The organism is Prochlorococcus sp. MIT2304 (assembly GCF_059772405.1).
In genome coordinates this window covers 1,837,219-1,851,539 of record NZ_CM186286.1, presented here as the reverse complement: position 1 = coordinate 1,851,539, position 14,321 = coordinate 1,837,219, and the positions used below count along the sequence as shown (strand labels likewise).

At 35.5% G+C, this 14,321-nt stretch carries 16 protein-coding genes and 2 tRNA genes; 8 read left to right on the top strand and 10 right to left on the bottom strand.

Features of this window, described 5'->3' with window-relative positions:
- Positions 1–44 precede the first annotated feature (44 nt).
- From larC to AC6EIY_RS10580, 3 genes are all read right to left on the bottom strand, one after another.
- Complete coding sequence (larC, locus tag AC6EIY_RS10590) at positions 45–1,271, bottom strand: nickel pincer cofactor biosynthesis protein LarC (protein WP_498506842.1); 1,227 nt, start codon at positions 1,269–1,271, stop codon at positions 45–47.
- Positions 1,272–1,317: 46 nt separating this feature from the next.
- The gene (patR, locus tag AC6EIY_RS10585) at positions 1,318–1,965 is read right to left on the bottom strand and encodes a heterocyst master regulator PatR (RefSeq protein ID WP_498506841.1); all 648 of its coding nucleotides are present in this window, start codon (positions 1,963–1,965) and stop codon (positions 1,318–1,320) included.
- Between the two features lie 70 nt (positions 1,966–2,035).
- Positions 2,036–2,371, bottom strand: a complete 336-nt coding sequence (locus tag AC6EIY_RS10580) for a hypothetical protein (RefSeq protein ID WP_498506840.1) — start codon at positions 2,369–2,371, stop codon at positions 2,036–2,038.
- A gap of 58 nt (positions 2,372–2,429) precedes the next feature.
- Between AC6EIY_RS10580 and xth the strand changes: the two genes are divergently transcribed.
- Complete coding sequence (gene xth / locus AC6EIY_RS10575; RefSeq protein WP_498506839.1) at positions 2,430–3,257, top strand: exodeoxyribonuclease III; 828 nt, start codon at positions 2,430–2,432, stop codon at positions 3,255–3,257.
- 331 nt (positions 3,258–3,588) lie between these two features.
- Entirely contained in the window at positions 3,589–4,827 is a 1,239-nt protein-coding gene (gene hemL, locus AC6EIY_RS10570) for a glutamate-1-semialdehyde 2,1-aminomutase (RefSeq protein WP_498508223.1), read from the top strand.
- Between the two features lie 58 nt (positions 4,828–4,885).
- Here the strand turns inward: hemL and AC6EIY_RS10565 are convergent, their stop codons facing one another.
- The 5 genes from AC6EIY_RS10565 to AC6EIY_RS10545 form a co-directional block, all read right to left on the bottom strand.
- Positions 4,886–5,692: a prohibitin family protein gene (locus AC6EIY_RS10565; protein ID WP_498506838.1), complete on the bottom strand. Its 807-nt coding sequence runs from the start codon at positions 5,690–5,692 to the stop codon at positions 4,886–4,888.
- A 135-nt stretch (positions 5,693–5,827) separates the two neighbouring features.
- Complete coding sequence (locus tag AC6EIY_RS10560) at positions 5,828–6,022, bottom strand: DUF8662 family protein (RefSeq protein WP_498506837.1); 195 nt, start codon at positions 6,020–6,022, stop codon at positions 5,828–5,830.
- Positions 6,023–6,064: 42 nt separating this feature from the next.
- On the bottom strand, positions 6,065–6,562 hold the full coding sequence (locus AC6EIY_RS10555; RefSeq protein ID WP_498506836.1) for a YajQ family cyclic di-GMP-binding protein: 498 nt from the start codon (positions 6,560–6,562) through the stop codon (positions 6,065–6,067).
- Between the two features lie 123 nt (positions 6,563–6,685).
- Entirely contained in the window at positions 6,686–7,204 is a 519-nt protein-coding gene (locus tag AC6EIY_RS10550; protein ID WP_413682807.1) for a DNA recombination-mediator protein A, read from the bottom strand.
- A 39-nt stretch (positions 7,205–7,243) separates the two neighbouring features.
- Positions 7,244–8,335, bottom strand: a complete 1,092-nt coding sequence (locus AC6EIY_RS10545) for a phosphotransacetylase family protein (protein ID WP_498506835.1) — start codon at positions 8,333–8,335, stop codon at positions 7,244–7,246.
- Between the two features lie 159 nt (positions 8,336–8,494).
- Here AC6EIY_RS10545 and AC6EIY_RS10540 point away from each other — a divergent pair, with 159 nt between their 5' ends.
- A complete protein-coding gene (locus AC6EIY_RS10540; protein WP_498506834.1) occupies positions 8,495–9,232 on the top strand; it encodes an SDR family oxidoreductase in 738 nt (245 codons plus the stop codon).
- A gap of 19 nt (positions 9,233–9,251) precedes the next feature.
- On the opposite strand, the gene map is transcribed toward AC6EIY_RS10540, so the two are convergent.
- Positions 9,252–10,091 carry a type I methionyl aminopeptidase gene (map, locus tag AC6EIY_RS10535; RefSeq protein ID WP_498506833.1) on the bottom strand — a complete coding sequence of 280 codons (840 nt, stop codon included), beginning with the start codon at positions 10,089–10,091 and terminating at the stop codon, positions 9,252–9,254.
- A 303-nt stretch (positions 10,092–10,394) separates the two neighbouring features.
- Between map and rplS the strand changes: the two genes are divergently transcribed.
- The 5 genes from rplS (at position 10,395) to gltX (ending at position 12,971) form a co-directional block, all read left to right on the top strand.
- Positions 10,395–10,883: a 50S ribosomal protein L19 gene (gene rplS, locus AC6EIY_RS10530; protein ID WP_498506832.1), complete on the top strand. Its 489-nt coding sequence runs from the start codon at positions 10,395–10,397 to the stop codon at positions 10,881–10,883.
- A gap of 60 nt (positions 10,884–10,943) precedes the next feature.
- A tRNA-Trp gene (locus tag AC6EIY_RS10525) sits at positions 10,944–11,016 on the top strand.
- Between the two features lie 35 nt (positions 11,017–11,051).
- The gene (locus AC6EIY_RS10520; protein ID WP_006043540.1) at positions 11,052–11,240 is read left to right on the top strand and encodes an SH3 domain-containing protein; all 189 of its coding nucleotides are present in this window, start codon (positions 11,052–11,054) and stop codon (positions 11,238–11,240) included.
- A gap of 205 nt (positions 11,241–11,445) precedes the next feature.
- A tRNA-Asp gene (locus tag AC6EIY_RS10515) sits at positions 11,446–11,519 on the top strand.
- 21 nt (positions 11,520–11,540) lie between these two features.
- Positions 11,541–12,971: a glutamate--tRNA ligase gene (gene gltX / locus AC6EIY_RS10510; protein WP_498506831.1), complete on the top strand. Its 1,431-nt coding sequence runs from the start codon at positions 11,541–11,543 to the stop codon at positions 12,969–12,971.
- On the opposite strand, the gene AC6EIY_RS10505 is transcribed toward gltX, so the two are convergent.
- Entirely contained in the window at positions 12,927–14,171 is a 1,245-nt protein-coding gene (locus AC6EIY_RS10505) for a cation:proton antiporter (protein WP_498506830.1), read from the bottom strand. The genes gltX and AC6EIY_RS10505 overlap by 45 nt on opposite strands.
- Between the last annotated feature and the right edge of the window lie 150 nt (positions 14,172–14,321).

Sequence of the window (14,321 nt, the reverse complement as noted above, 5' to 3'; positions counted from 1 at the left end):
TATAAAATTGTTTATTTTAGGTTGAAACTTTTTCAAATTAAGCATCAATTCGACAAATCATCTAACTCAAGAAATTCTGATAATTCTAAAAATAATCTATGGCGAATCTCTTCTATACTTATTCCTGTCTCCAAAGATATTTTAGTCAAATCATCATGTTCTATTTTTATTGAAGTCTTAGCATTTGGTCTCATAATTTGTTTAACATTGACTTCCCCAAATTGAGTGTTGTAGCACAGTTTTCGTCTTGGAAGTATCCACCGACTAATCTTATTTTCTCTTATCCCAATTGTTGTACTATATTTAAACCAAACTTCCCTGATTAAGGTTTGATGTTTTGGGTAGATAATAGCTTTTACGCATATACCTTTTCTATTTTTTTTCATATCAACCGAATAACAAATTACATCTAGAGCACCTGCAGCTCTTAATCTTTCTATCAAGATTGCAATATCTTCAGGAGTAGAGTCATCGATCCAAGCCTCCTGACAAATTATGGTCTCATATACAGGCTTATCATTATTTTCTTTACAAGCCTGGGCCGAATTTATTAGCAGAACACGTAAAAAATTAGGTCTAGAAAGATTTTTACTGCCTAAACCAATACCAATCTTTTTAATAATTATATTATCTGGACGGCCTATTTTATCTACAAAAGTTGCCATCAATGCAATACCAGTGGGTGTTGTTATTTCACCAAGATATTCATCCTTTAACAACATTAATGGGATGTTAAATTGTTTCGCTATCTCTAAAACTGTTGGTACTGGAACTGGCAAAGGGCCATGCAAGGTAGATACAATTCCTTTCCCAGCAGGTGGACTTGAAAAATAAATATTGTCTGGTTTTAAAAAATCTATAGCCGAGCATACATTAACAATATCAACTATGGAACAAATTGAACCTAGTTCATGAAAATGTACATCTGTAATTTGATTCCCATGAACAATTCCTTCTGCCTCGGCAAGAATCTCGAAAACCCTAATAGATTTTTTTTTCACATAATCATTCAAGCTTGACTCAAGAAGTAGGTTTTTAATATCATTAAAACCTCTAGGTAATTCTTTAAATTCACTTTCGTCTCTTATGCAGACAATCCCTCTAAATCCATTACTATCTCCTTGATTAAATTTTAATTTATAATTTTTATCTATTTTTAAACTTGCTAGGTTATTCAAAAAAATAGAATACGGAACACCTAAATCTAATAATGCTGATGCAAGCATATCTCCAGATATTCCAAGACAACAATCAATAAAAATAGATTTCATTTATGAGTATATTTATAGACAGAATACATTTAGATAAATCAAAAAACTACTTTTTTTTGTCAAGTCTTTTTTTATTTTTATTATCCATATTTTGTTGAGTTGATAGAGCTATAATTTGAAAATCCTCAACCAAAAGTTGATAGTTAACACGACGAACATCAAGGCTAATAAAATGTTTTAAATATTTGATAGGTACTTCACCTTTAAGGTTTACCTTAAAAGGTATGGCTTTCTTTTTTTGATTTCTTGGCTTTTGACGGATTTTTACCACTAAATCCTTATCTTCAGGCTTAGTAAAAACCAATTCTCCTCTTATTGAAAAATAATCATCACCTTCCAATAAATCATCAGAATCAGCTTTAGAAATTAAAGCTTCATTCAATTCATCTTTCTCCCTAAGATCTTTTTTTAAAGTGCTAGGTTCCCAAATACCTGCGATTTGTAAATGAAGATTTTTATCATTCCTACACCTTGGATATACAACCCACAGGTGAGGTTTTTCTAGAGAGACATGATTACGGACCAAGGTTATAACTCTTCCAAGCAGGACTGAATCTATTTCATTACCTTTAGAATCAGTGAGAGCACCACGAGTAAAATTGTCATCATCTTGGGGTTTGTAAATACCTCTAACCATTCCAATTGCTCTGTATTGCAATGGATCAGTGACCAAGGGAATTGGGTGGTTCTGCATCTATTTAATAAATTGCCCATTAATGACCAATATTAAATTTACCAAAATCCCTACAAATACTATTCTGATTTTATTCATTTGGGAAATTTCCATACTCTGACCGATCAAGTGCCTTGAGAGCTTCATCGAGTGCATCAGATGGAGTTGTTGCGTCATCCATAGCTTCTGCTTGTTTTAGACGATTCATTAAATCGAATGGATCGATAGGCAAACCTTGATCAATTTGACTTTCTGCATCAAAAGTATTGTAAATATCTCTTTTCTCATCGACTGAAAAATTTTTTACTTCTGAAATTTTTGTAATTTTTGAAGAGGAAATAACTTGCCCGGCAGTAATTAAAATTGGTGTTAAGCAAACGAAAGTCAAAAATAATTGACGATTAATAATACTTCGAGTTTGATTCAAAACTTAACTTTGGTCTGAATTTACATGATAATAACTTAAGTAATAGAAATTTTAAGTCTTGCTTATTGCAACATGGAATGTAAATTCTATTCGTTCAAGAATAGATCATGTAAAAGAGTGGCTCGTCTCCAACAACGTTGACATTCTTTGCTTACAAGAAACAAAAACAGAAGATCAATTTTTTCCAGTTGAAATTTTTTCAAATCTTGGATATGAAGTATCTATCTCTGGGCAAAAGTCTTATAATGGAGTAGCAATTATAAGTAAATTCCCAATTTGTGATGTACGGCTTGATTTTGATACGGTGATTTCAGACCACAAAGATTTAGCTGTCTTAAATCAGCAAAAAAGAATTATAAGCGCTGAAATAAATGATATTAGAATTGTAAATGTTTATGTTCCAAATGGATCTTCATTAGATTCAGATAAATTTATTTATAAAGAAAAATGGATAAAAGGTTTACAAGCTTATCTAAGAAAAATAAATTTAAGCAATACACCTATATGTTTATTAGGAGACTTTAATATTGCGCCTCAAGATAAAGATATACACACACCAAGTAAATTTGAGGAATCAATTATGGCTTCCTCTAAAGAGAGAAAATTACTTAAAGATGCTTTAGGAGGAGAATTAGAAGATGTTTTTAGAATTTTTGAGTCTGGAGGAAAAAATTGGTCTTGGTGGGATTATCGCCATTCAGCCTGGGAAAGAGACAAGGGTTGGCGAATCGATCATATTTACTTAACAGAGAATATTCTTTGTTATGCCAATAGTTGCTGGATAGATAAAGAACCAAGATCCAGAGAGAAGCCAAGTGACCATGCACCTGTGGTTGTCGATATCAGCTGGCCTCCAACAGAAATTGAAAATGAATTTTTCTTTTAAAAAAATTAGATTATTTTCTATTTTCATATCATCACAGAATTAACAAATCAAATATTTACAATTTGCTAAAAAACGATGCTTTCAAAGGGCATCACCTCTCAAGAAGCCAGTCTGCAACTTGTTTTTATCATCAAGCTTAACGAGGGAAATAGCTCCTTAAAAGATTAAAAAAAAATAACCAGATGCTGAACAGATTCAAAAATTTAGACGAATCAGTCACTTTTAGGCCATTATGGCGAACTGTGTTTATGAGCTCATTAGCTGAGGTGCTGTGACAGACGCGTTGAACACAAAAAGATCTGAAGAAATTTTTGGCTCTGCCAAAAATTTAATGCCTGGTGGAGTCAGTTCACCTGTAAGAGCTTTCAAATCTGTTGAAGGGGATCCAATCGTTTTTGATCGAGTTAAAGGTCCCTATGCTTGGGATGTTGATGGAAACAGATACATCGACTATGTGGGTAGCTGGGGACCAGCTATTTGCGGCCATGCTCATCCCGAGGTAATTGCGGCCCTTCAAGAAACACTGGAAAAAGGAACTAGCTTTGGCGCACCTTGTGTTCTTGAAAACCAACTCGCTGAAATGGTTATAGATGCCGTACCAAGCGTCGAAATGGTCCGCTTTGTAAATAGTGGCACCGAAGCATGTATGGCTGTTCTTCGTTTAATGAGAGCCTTCACCGGGAGAGATAAAGTTATCAAATTTGAGGGCTGCTATCACGGACATGCAGACATGTTTTTAGTGAAGGCAGGCTCAGGGGTAGCAACACTCGGCCTGCCAGACTCACCGGGTGTCCCAAGAAGTACTACTGCTAATACTCTTACTGCCCCCTATAACGATCTTGAAGCAGTAAAAGAACTATTTGCCGAAAATCCTGATGCAATATCAGGAGTCATACTGGAGCCTGTTGTAGGGAATGCAGGCTTCATAACACCTGAACCAGGATTCTTAGAAGGATTAAGAGAGGTAACTCAAGAGAACGGGGCTCTTTTAGTTTTTGATGAAGTAATGACTGGTTTTCGAATCAGCTACGGAGGAGCACAGGAGCGTTTTGGAGTTACTCCAGATTTGACAACCATGGGGAAAGTAATTGGAGGAGGCCTTCCAGTAGGAGCTTATGGGGGCCGCAAAGAAATCATGTCTATGGTTTCTCCTTCAGGTCCGATGTATCAAGCAGGTACTTTGAGCGGAAATCCTCTTGCTATGACAGCAGGCATTAAAACTCTTGAGCTGCTTAAACAAGAGGGGACATACGAAAAATTAGAAGCCATTACAAAAAAACTTTTGGATGGAATCCTCACTGCTGCAAAAGAATCAAATATTCCAATTCATGGTCAGAGCATTAGCGCTATGTTTGGTTTTTATCTATGTGAAGGGCCTGTTCGGAACTTTGAGGAAGCTAAATCTGCTGATACTGAACGATTCAGTAAAATTCACAGAATGATGCTTGAGAAGGGTGTTTATTTAGCTCCAAGTGCATTTGAGGCCGGTTTTACATCATTAGCTCACTCGGAAGATGATATAAATGCGACAATAAAAGCTTTTCAAGAAAGTTTTTCTGAAATCTCATAAAAAAAAGTCCAATTAAAGATTGACTTTAATTGGACTTTTTTTATAAGTTTCTAAAAATCTACCTATTCTTTCCTCCTACAATAACCGGAACATTTCCTGAAGAACTGCCTGGCAAAGAGGGAACAACTTGTGTCTCACCATTCCATTTGTCTAAAAACAATTTAAAAAGCACTTGATCATCAAGGCTTTTATTTAATGTGTCATACCTGAGAGCTTCTTGCTCAGCAATTTTAACCTCAGTTTGAGCTCTCAATAGTTTTTGCTCAGCAATTTGTTTTTCTTCAATTGCTGCTCGATACTCATCTGCAATCGTTAAACCTGTCAAATCAAGAGATTGAACATCTACATAATCAAACTTATTAAGTTCATCTGCCACTGTTTTTTCTACTAATTCTGAGATATCACTCCAGGAACTTGCGATAGTTACCAATTCATACTTTGAGAAAACTGACTTAAGTGCTTTCAATAGTGATGGTTGGATAATCCTGTTGTAAATCTCTCTATCGTTGTAAGAAATTGTTTTAAATACTCTTCCAGCTTCGTTAGGTTTTAAAGCATATTTAACTGTTGCAGTTGCAGAAATAACCTGCAAATCTTTAGTTAATGAATCAAACTTCTCGGGTCTAACCTGAGTCTGAACATTAAAAGGATAAGTATTTTGGACAAAAGGTACTTTGAAATTCAGACCAGGCTTACGAGATCCGCCACTCACTTTTCCTAGTGTTGTCACAACTGAAACCTGCCCAGCAGGAACAACAAAAAATGATTGAGTAAGAAGTAAAAAGCCAGTAAAGGAGAGGACTAGTAGAAGAGTTGTTGTGCCACCAGGTCCATTCGGAGTCACATTACGAAATGGAGTTGTCATAAAAAAGTTAGTCTCAGGTAATTTTATGTTGATTTAGAGAATATTGTGAAGTTTGTTAGATAGAAAAAATAATCAACTTATTTTTTAATTGATCAAGAAGAGTTCTTGTATTAATAAAAACTCCATTTTCTTTACTTAAATCATCTCTTTAGCAGTTCTTAAAACCTCCAAATAAAGTTCTTCATCAATCTCTCTAATATCATATTCTGTAGGCATCGTCCCATGCTTATGTTCATGAACAATCATCCAACATGATCTTTCCAATTCTTTTTTTGACATGCCAGAAAATTCAAGAGATTTCTTAGCAAGTTTTTGTATAGTTTTTTCCATAATAAAGAATCAAAAAAATCAAATTTTTAAATTATCATTTTACTATCTATAATTTTCAAATTGAAGAGCTATTTCCAGATCATCTTCCTCTTTCTTGAGTAAATTAATTGCAGTTTGCAAATCATCTTTGCTTTTACCAGTTATTCTCAAACTTTCTCCTTGTATTGAAGCAGAAACTTTCTTTATATTATCTCGAACTAATTTACTTAGTTTCTTTGCAATTTCTTGAGACAATCCTTTCCTTAATAAAACGTTTTGCAATACCATATTTCCACCAATTATTTCAATCTTTTGGAAATCGAAAATTTTTAATGATAAATTTCTTTTCGTAGCCTTCTGCAATAAAATATCCTTTACAGATTGAATAGTCATCTCACTAATAGAAACAATAGATAATTCATTTTCTTTAAGATCTATTTTAGTCTTTGAATCTTTAAGATCATATCGTTGATCAACTTCTCTTCTCAATTGATCAATAGCATTTACTAATTCCTGGTGATCAAATTCTGAGACTACATCAAAAGAATAAGAAGAAGGCATAAAAACTTCAATTTGTTACCACCATTTTATTATCAAAAAGAAAAATTGCTTATAAATATATTTAAAAGATATTTTACAGGTTTGAAAAATAACTAAAAATAAATCATTGTCTTTTATTTTAAATTAATCAAAAAACATAAGGCTGACAATCTTTCCCATATCTTCAGCACTATGACAACTACTCAATAATGTTTCACTGTCATGGAATGCGAAACAAATCAATTGATCACATCTATTAATAATTTCTTGATTACAAAGACTACTTGCCATTGGCAAAGGTAAATCATTATTTTCTTCTTTTTCTATTAAGTGTAAAACGCTCCCAAGAAGATCCTTTACCTCTGCAGTCTGCCTATCGAGAGATTGAGGCAATAAAACAGTTAAGAGAGAGGGGTTAACATCTAAAACGGCTCTAATTACTGCCGCATTGACCCCTTGTGAACCTGATGTAATTATCGAATGTCCCTCCTGAGCCAAAGACCGTGCTATTAATTCGACTATGTGAATCGAAACAACTGGCACATGCCTACTCCCTAAAAAAGCAATCCTTCTTTTTCCCTCGTTTTTTAACAAGGCCAATTCCTGAGCGAGAGTGTCAACTCGTCCCAATGCTGGAAGATCGAGTGATCGACTCAAGGACATCCTAATTCAGATAATTTAAAGTTAGCACTATTCATGAAGTCAAAAAGAAATTCCTAAAGTTTTAAAGATTCGATCAAGGTCACAATGTTCTTGAACTAACCGAAAAGCATAAGTAGCTTTGACTGTTTCATGAAGACGAACATGGCCAAATGCTTGCTCAATAACTTCAACTGTTGAGAGTGTATCTCTATCAACTTTTAGCAATGGCACATCTAACTCTTCGGATCTATTGATTAATTGTGGTAGTGGTTCACCAGCACCTGTCAAAATTAGACATTGAGTAGAAGCTTCTAAAGCCGCTAATTGGATATCCGTTCGATCAGCACCAGTAACTACTGCCATATTACGCCTTCTTCGAAAAAATTCCATTGCAGAATTAACACTCATCGCACCTATGCTCAATGTTTCTACCATCAACTCAAGCCTGTCAGAGCAACAAACAACTCGAGCATTTAAACGTCTCACCAATTCTTCAACCGTGACACTCCTCAACAAAGGGGACCTAGGCATTACCCCAAAAACATCTAAACCTAGTGACTTAAGTGATGGAACTACATTATCTTTGATATCTTTAATTTGATCAGGGTTAACAGCATTTAAGATAACACCACCTAAATAATCCCCAAGTTGATTTTTAGCCTCCAATAAAGCTTCAACACTTCTACTATCTTGCCAAAAATGAGCGAGTAATACTTTAGCATTCAGACCTTTAGCAAGTTGACTTAGACTTAATCCATACAAGAGTCCCTCATGCAAACTCCCTGCGGCCTCAAGAATATTGATAGTATCACCAGAAGAATCGAGAGATAGCTTTAACTTATCAAATTCAATTCCAGGATCTAAGATCTTTGATTGGATCCTTTGACTAGCAGTAGAGGCACCCAAAAATTGAATCGAGGGAATTAAATTTTCAACAGATAGTTTTAAAGTCTCTCCAACGAACCTAACGTCATCATCAATCATCTCTTGAATGCCTCCTCTTTCAGAGACATTTAACTCAAGACTTGTGGCTAAGGGTTTACCAAATCTAACCAAATGATTTGAAGCGATTAAATTTCTTGCTATGCCAAGAACTAATGCTGATTTACCACTAAATGGTTCACATGATCCAATTAGAAAGGTCTTGCTCATTAATTAAAGACCTGATGTGAGATTAATAACTTTATAAGTTTAGACTTTTTGAGAAAGTTCTCAACAATTAATCTGAACAAAGTTCTCATCAGACAAAAACTCTCCATCAACTCGTAATTTTTCGCAGGAGATACAATCAAGACAACTCAATGAAAAGACTTGTACAAAAGCTCAAGGTTTAAGGGTTTAAAGATTGCCATAACTGGGGCGAATGGGAGTCTTGGTAGGTCTCTAACTGAAGAGCTGAAAGCACAAGGGGCTTATGTTGTTGGCTTAACTCACAACAAAAAAAACAATGAAAAATCTTTTAGCAAGAGACCTAACGAATGGATTTATTGGTCTTGCGGTAAAGAAGAAATACTTTCAAAAAGTCTTGCTAATATTGATATTTTGATACTTAATCATGGATTCAACCCAAAAGGAATGATTGATTCAAATGAAATAAATAAAGCAATAGAAATAAATTCACTCAGTCATTGGAGATTAATAGAAATATTTGAGGATTTAGCAATATCAAACAAAGATTTAAATAAGTTCACTTCAAAGGAAATATGGGTAAACACATCAGAAGCAGAGATCCAAATAGCTTTTAGCCCAGCATATGAAATAACAAAACGTCTAATTGGCGAACTTGTAAGCCTAAAGAAAAGTAAATTATTAATGGGGAAAAGGTCTGAATTTATAATCAGGAAATTAATACTAGGTCCATTTAAATCAAAATTAAATCCACAAGGAATTTTGAGTCCTGAATTTGTAGCAAAAAAAATAATTCAAAAAGCGGAAAAAGATGATTACTTAATCATAGTATCTCCCAATCCTATAACCTATTTAATAATGCCAGTTGTTGAATTAATTAGAATATTTTATGCAAGATTTACAAAAAAAATATACTCCTAATGATTGCTTTCGAAGACAATCAATCTCCTCTATCAGTAAGTATTTCAAAACCGTTTTCCGTAACCAGTACAGTATGCTCCCACTGAGCAGATAGATTCCCATCTTTAGTAATTACCGTCCAGCCATCACGAAGAGTCTTACAATATTTCGACCCAAAATTTATTATGGGCTCTACTGCAATAGTCATACCTTTTCTTAGACTGACATTTGGCAAATCATTAGTTCTAAAATTAAATACCGAAGGTTCTTCATGAAGATTCCTTCCTACACCGTGACCGGTATAATCTTCAACGACACTGAAACCATTTGCTTTCACATAATCTTCAATCGCTCCTGCAATATCAAGAAGCTTATTTTGTGGTTTAATTTGTTTTATCCCAAGCATCAGAGCTTCTTTAGCCACTCTACTTAGTTCAAATGCTTCATCTGAAGCATTTCCTACACAAATAGTTATACAACTATCTCCGTGATAACCATTATAAAAAGCGCCTGTGTCTACTTTTAGCAAATCTCCATCATTAATAATTTTTTTCTTACTTGGTATTCCATGAACAACCTCGTTATTTACGCTTGAACATATACTACCTGGGAAGCCATGGTATCCTTTAAAACTTGGCGTAGCGCCATGATCTCTTATTCGTTTTTCCGCATATTTATCTAGATCCAAGGTAGACATTCCTGGTTTAACCAAATCTCTAATTTCACTCAATACAGTTGCAACTATTTTGCTAGATTTACGCATAATTTCTATCTCTCTTGAAGACTTAATTTCAACTCCTCTCCTTTGTTTAATAACAGGACCATTATTGACAGGTATTTTTGAATTTGATGAGCGAAGGAGATCAGAGAAAAGCTTCATTGTTTAAGGAAAAAGTAAAAACCACAAAATTTGCCTGTTATTAACAAATTAATAATACGCAAATTATCAAATGGATAGGGACATTTTCATCGGAAAAATTCTTTTCTTTAATAAAATTTCTATATTAAACGAAAGATTGAAAGACTCATTTTTTTTTTCTTTAACGATCAATCAATGGCTGAATAAATGCCTATTACAAAAATAATGAGAAGATTGGGATTAAAGAACCAATACATCAAAAATTTTAAATTTGAGAAACAAGCGGTTACAATATGACCTCGGCCAAATCAAGAGTAATTGGTGATGTCAGTTGATTCTAAAGAACCCTCTACAGAAGAGGTAAAAGTTGAAGTTGAATCAAGTACTCCAGAAGATTCTGGAGTAAAAAATGCTTCTGAAACAAAGCCTAAAGGAAGGAAAATTCCAATTAAAACTCTCTCTCCTGCAGCAATAATTAAAGCTTTTGAAGACGAACAACAAACCAAAGATCTCCCTGATATTTATGTTGGAGATACTGTTCGTGTTGGAGTCCGCATAAGTGAGGGCAATAAAGAAAGAGTTCAGCCCTATGAAGGTGTTGTAATAGCAAAGCGACATGGCGGAATTCATCAAACAATCACAGTAAGACGAATTTTTCAAGGAATAGGCGTTGAAAGAATTTTTCTGGTTCACAGTCCTCAAGTTGCATCCATTAAGGTTGAACGCCGAGGTAAAGTAAGAAGAGCGAAGCTTTTCTATCTGCGTGAGCGAGTTGGCAAAGCCACACGCGTAAAGCAGCGCTTCGACCGCTGAGGTTTCGGCCTCCTCAATCAAAAGTCATTGGTCAACAATGACTTAAAGGGTATACACAATGCGCCGTTAGTTCAGTTGGTAGAACGCAGGTCTCCAAAACCTGATGTCGGGGGTTCAAGTCCTCCACGGCGCGTTCGAAAACCCTTTTTGCAGTTACTTTTTTAAAGAATGGAGTTGGATCTTCAACCTGGCGATGTCGTAAAAGTTCTCGAGTCAGCCGCATTAGGCTGGGTCAGGGCTCGAGTTATTCGTGTAAAATCAGGTGGCCGTGTAGTAGTGCAAAGCGACCAAGGACGAGAGTTCACAGCTCGTGGTAATCAAGTTAGGCTGATAGAGCCTGCTGGTTTCCGTCCTTAAAAAAATCATTTGACTTTTTGGTTTTATTTCACTAGCGTCCTTCAACTCAAAGGGAGTTCGCTAGATGAAAAATCATCTAAAAATAGTTCTAAAGTCAACAATATTAATCTTTGGTTGACTAGATGGCATTTATAGGATGATACTCTTTTGGTCAATACAAAGGATTTCATTTGAAAGATAGAATCCTTTTTTAAAGCCTAAAACTGGGACCGTAGTTCAACTGGTTAGAGCACCGCCCTGTCACGGCGGAAGTTGCGGGTTCGAATCCCGTCGGTCCCGTATTTAAATCGAATTAGAGCATTGACAGTTAGGGTAAGACTGGCACCAAGTCCAACTGGAACACTTCATCTAGGAACGGCTAGAACAGCACTTTTTAATTGGCTATTTGCAAAAAAAGAAGGTGGATCTTTTCTTCTGAGAATAGAAGACACTGATATTGAAAGATCTAAAGAGGAATATATAAAAAATATCTATGAAGGTCTCAAATGGCTAGGGATAAACTGGGACGAATCCCCAACCATTCAAAGCGAAAGAATAAAAGAACACAAACAAATCATAAAGACTCTTCTCAATAAAGGTGTTGCCTATAAGTGTTACGCCTCAGAAGAGGAACTAGATGAAATGAGAGAATCTCAAAGGAGAAGTGGTTTGGCTCCTAAATATGACAATAGGCACAGAAATTTAACACCAGAGCAAGAAACAATATATAGAGACGAGGGAAGAGAACCCGTTATCAGATTCAAAATCAGTGATCAAAAATTAATTTCATGGAATGACTTAATTAGAGGTGAAATGACTTGGAGTGGTAAAGATTTAGGCGGAGACATGGTCATTGCGAGAAGAGCACCTGCAGATTTAATTGGTGACCCCTTATACAATTTAGTTGTTGTGGCTGATGATTCAGCAATGAACATTTCCCATGTAATTAGGGGAGAAGATCATCTTGCTAATACAGCAAAGCAAATTCTTCTTTACGAGGCTCTAGATCTCAAAATTCCAATTTTCGCTCATACTCCTTTAATTCTTAATTCTGAAGGCAAAAAACTTTCAAAAAGAGATGGTGTTACCTCAATCTCTGAATTCAAGAAAATGGGTTACACATCTGAAGCCATGGCAAACTACATGACTCTTCTTGGCTGGTCTGTTCCTGAGGGGATTAATGAGAGATTCAAAATCTCAGAAATCTCAGAAATTTTCAGTTTTAAAAAGGTTAATAAAGCCTCAGCAAAATTTGATTGGGATAAATTGAACTGGCTAAACTCTCAAGTAATCCATGAAATGTCAGCAGAAACACTATTAGAAAATTTAAATCCTTTATTCAAAGAGAATGGATGGCATATCCCAAGTCAAGAATGGGGAATTGATCTAGTAGATTTAATTGGGCCATCTATGGTTCTCATAAATGATGGAGTTGATCAAGCTAAACCTTTTTTTGAAGAGCCCAAATTAAATAATGAGGGGAGGAAGCAATTGGAACTTATAGAAGCAAAAGTAATTTTAAATTTTGTTGTTGAAAAGCTTGAAAGCTTAAATGCTTCATTAACTTCCAAAGATGAAGCTCTTAATTTAATCAATCAAGCTACAAAAAGCTGCTCAGTGAAGAAAGGGCTTGTGATGAAAAGTCTTCGAGCAGCACTTTTTGGAACTCTTAATGGGCCTGATTTAATTCAAAGCTGGATTCTACTCTCAAGACTCAGTAAAGATAGAGCCCGAATTAGTCGCTTCATTTAAATCTTTATCTTCATCTAATAAACCCAACATTTTTGCTAATGGTTGAGCTGTTAAACCTTGTATGCCTACTGTCATTAATATTGTCAAAAACACTAAACCCTGAAGTTTTCCAGCTCCTAAAACACCTGCCTGCTCCAATCTGATGGAAAACAAAGAAGCAACTGCTGCAGTAACTATTCCACGGGGAGCCAACCAACCAAGAAACAATCTTTGTTTATTATCAAGAGGTAATCCATAGGTCGCTATCCATACAGCAATTGGTCTCACTACAATCATCAAAAAAAGCACGCAAGTGATACCTCCCCATCCCAAAGGGCTTAATTCCCCCCATGAGACATCTGCTGCCAACAAAGGGAAAAGCATAGTTATTGCTAACTGAGCTAATTCTCTGATTAATTTATCAAGTTCATTCGCCTCTGTAGAGGGCCTTTGTCCTACAACAAACCCTGCTGCAACAGATGCAGGCAATCCTGATTCAGGTAATAACCATTCGCATACTCCATAAAGCAAGAAGATAACACCAAGAGTTAGTTGCAACCTGATCCCTATATAAGGTTCAGATCGTAAGCGTTTTAATCCTTCTGAAAGCAAAAGACCTGCAATTGATCCAAACAAGACTCCTCCTCCAAGCCTTGAAAGCAATCCAAAGAGTAGCTCTCTCCAGCCATGCAAATCTCCAACAACAAGCTCTAACAACAAAAGTGCAAGCACTGCTCCAATAGGTTCAAGTATCAAACCTTCAGCTTCAAGAACATCACTTAGTGGTGATGCAAGTCGAATTTGTCGAACCAATGGAGTTACAACAGTTGGTCCAGTAGCAAGAACAATTGCACTGTAAACTCCTGCTACTGACCAGCCAAGTCCAGAAAACCAATGAGCAGCAAAGAAGCCAGCTGCCAATGAAATGATTAATCTAATTGAAGAAATTCTTAAAACTATTGACTTGATAGCACCTCCAGGAAATCGAAGGTTTAAACCACCATCAAATAAGACAAGGCTTACTAGTAAACCAACTATTGTCTCCAACCCTTTTCCAAGATCTAATGGTTCAACCAATCCAAGACCTGATCTCCCTATCAACAAGCCAGATAGCAATAACAAAACAACCCCAGGAAGACCTGTTATGACTGATAACAGTCTTGCTCCAGCCCCAGAAAAAACTGTGATCCCCCAGAGTAAACCCAGCCTCTCAGGAGTCATAAATAACTAGCAATGAAGGCATAAGAGAGTATCCATTAAATCTGCCTAAGACAATAAATAAGTTAATAAGATAGTTTTAATTACATATTTTTCTACAATAGCAACCCTTTCAATCCTTATATTGTTTATACATTCTAATTTAAAAAACAC

Coding starts and splice junctions, on each gene's coding strand:
- AC6EIY_RS10560 (WP_498506837.1), bottom strand. CDS start 6,022: ATGGAAAAAACTATACAAAAACTTGCTAAGAAATCTCTTGAATTTTCT.
- AC6EIY_RS10550 (WP_413682807.1), bottom strand. CDS start 7,204: ATGTCCTTGAGTCGATCACTCGATCTTCCAGCATTGGGACGAGTTGAC.
- AC6EIY_RS10505 (WP_498506830.1), bottom strand. CDS start 14,171: ATGACTCCTGAGAGGCTGGGTTTACTCTGGGGGATCACAGTTTTTTCT.
- larC (WP_498506842.1), bottom strand. CDS start 1,271: ATGAAATCTATTTTTATTGATTGTTGTCTTGGAATATCTGGAGATATG.
- hemL (WP_498508223.1), top strand. CDS start 3,589: ATGCCTGGTGGAGTCAGTTCACCTGTAAGAGCTTTCAAATCTGTTGAA.
- AC6EIY_RS10565 (WP_498506838.1), bottom strand. CDS start 5,692: ATGACAACTCCATTTCGTAATGTGACTCCGAATGGACCTGGTGGCACA.
- AC6EIY_RS10555 (WP_498506836.1), bottom strand. CDS start 6,562: ATGCCTTCTTCTTATTCTTTTGATGTAGTCTCAGAATTTGATCACCAG.
- patR (WP_498506841.1), bottom strand. CDS start 1,965: ATGCAGAACCACCCAATTCCCTTGGTCACTGATCCATTGCAATACAGA.
- map (WP_498506833.1), bottom strand. CDS start 10,091: ATGAAGCTTTTCTCTGATCTCCTTCGCTCATCAAATTCAAAAATACCT.
- AC6EIY_RS10520 (WP_006043540.1), top strand. CDS start 11,052: ATGGAGTTGGATCTTCAACCTGGCGATGTCGTAAAAGTTCTCGAGTCA.
- rplS (WP_498506832.1), top strand. CDS start 10,395: ATGTCAGTTGATTCTAAAGAACCCTCTACAGAAGAGGTAAAAGTTGAA.
- AC6EIY_RS10545 (WP_498506835.1), bottom strand. CDS start 8,335: ATGAGCAAGACCTTTCTAATTGGATCATGTGAACCATTTAGTGGTAAA.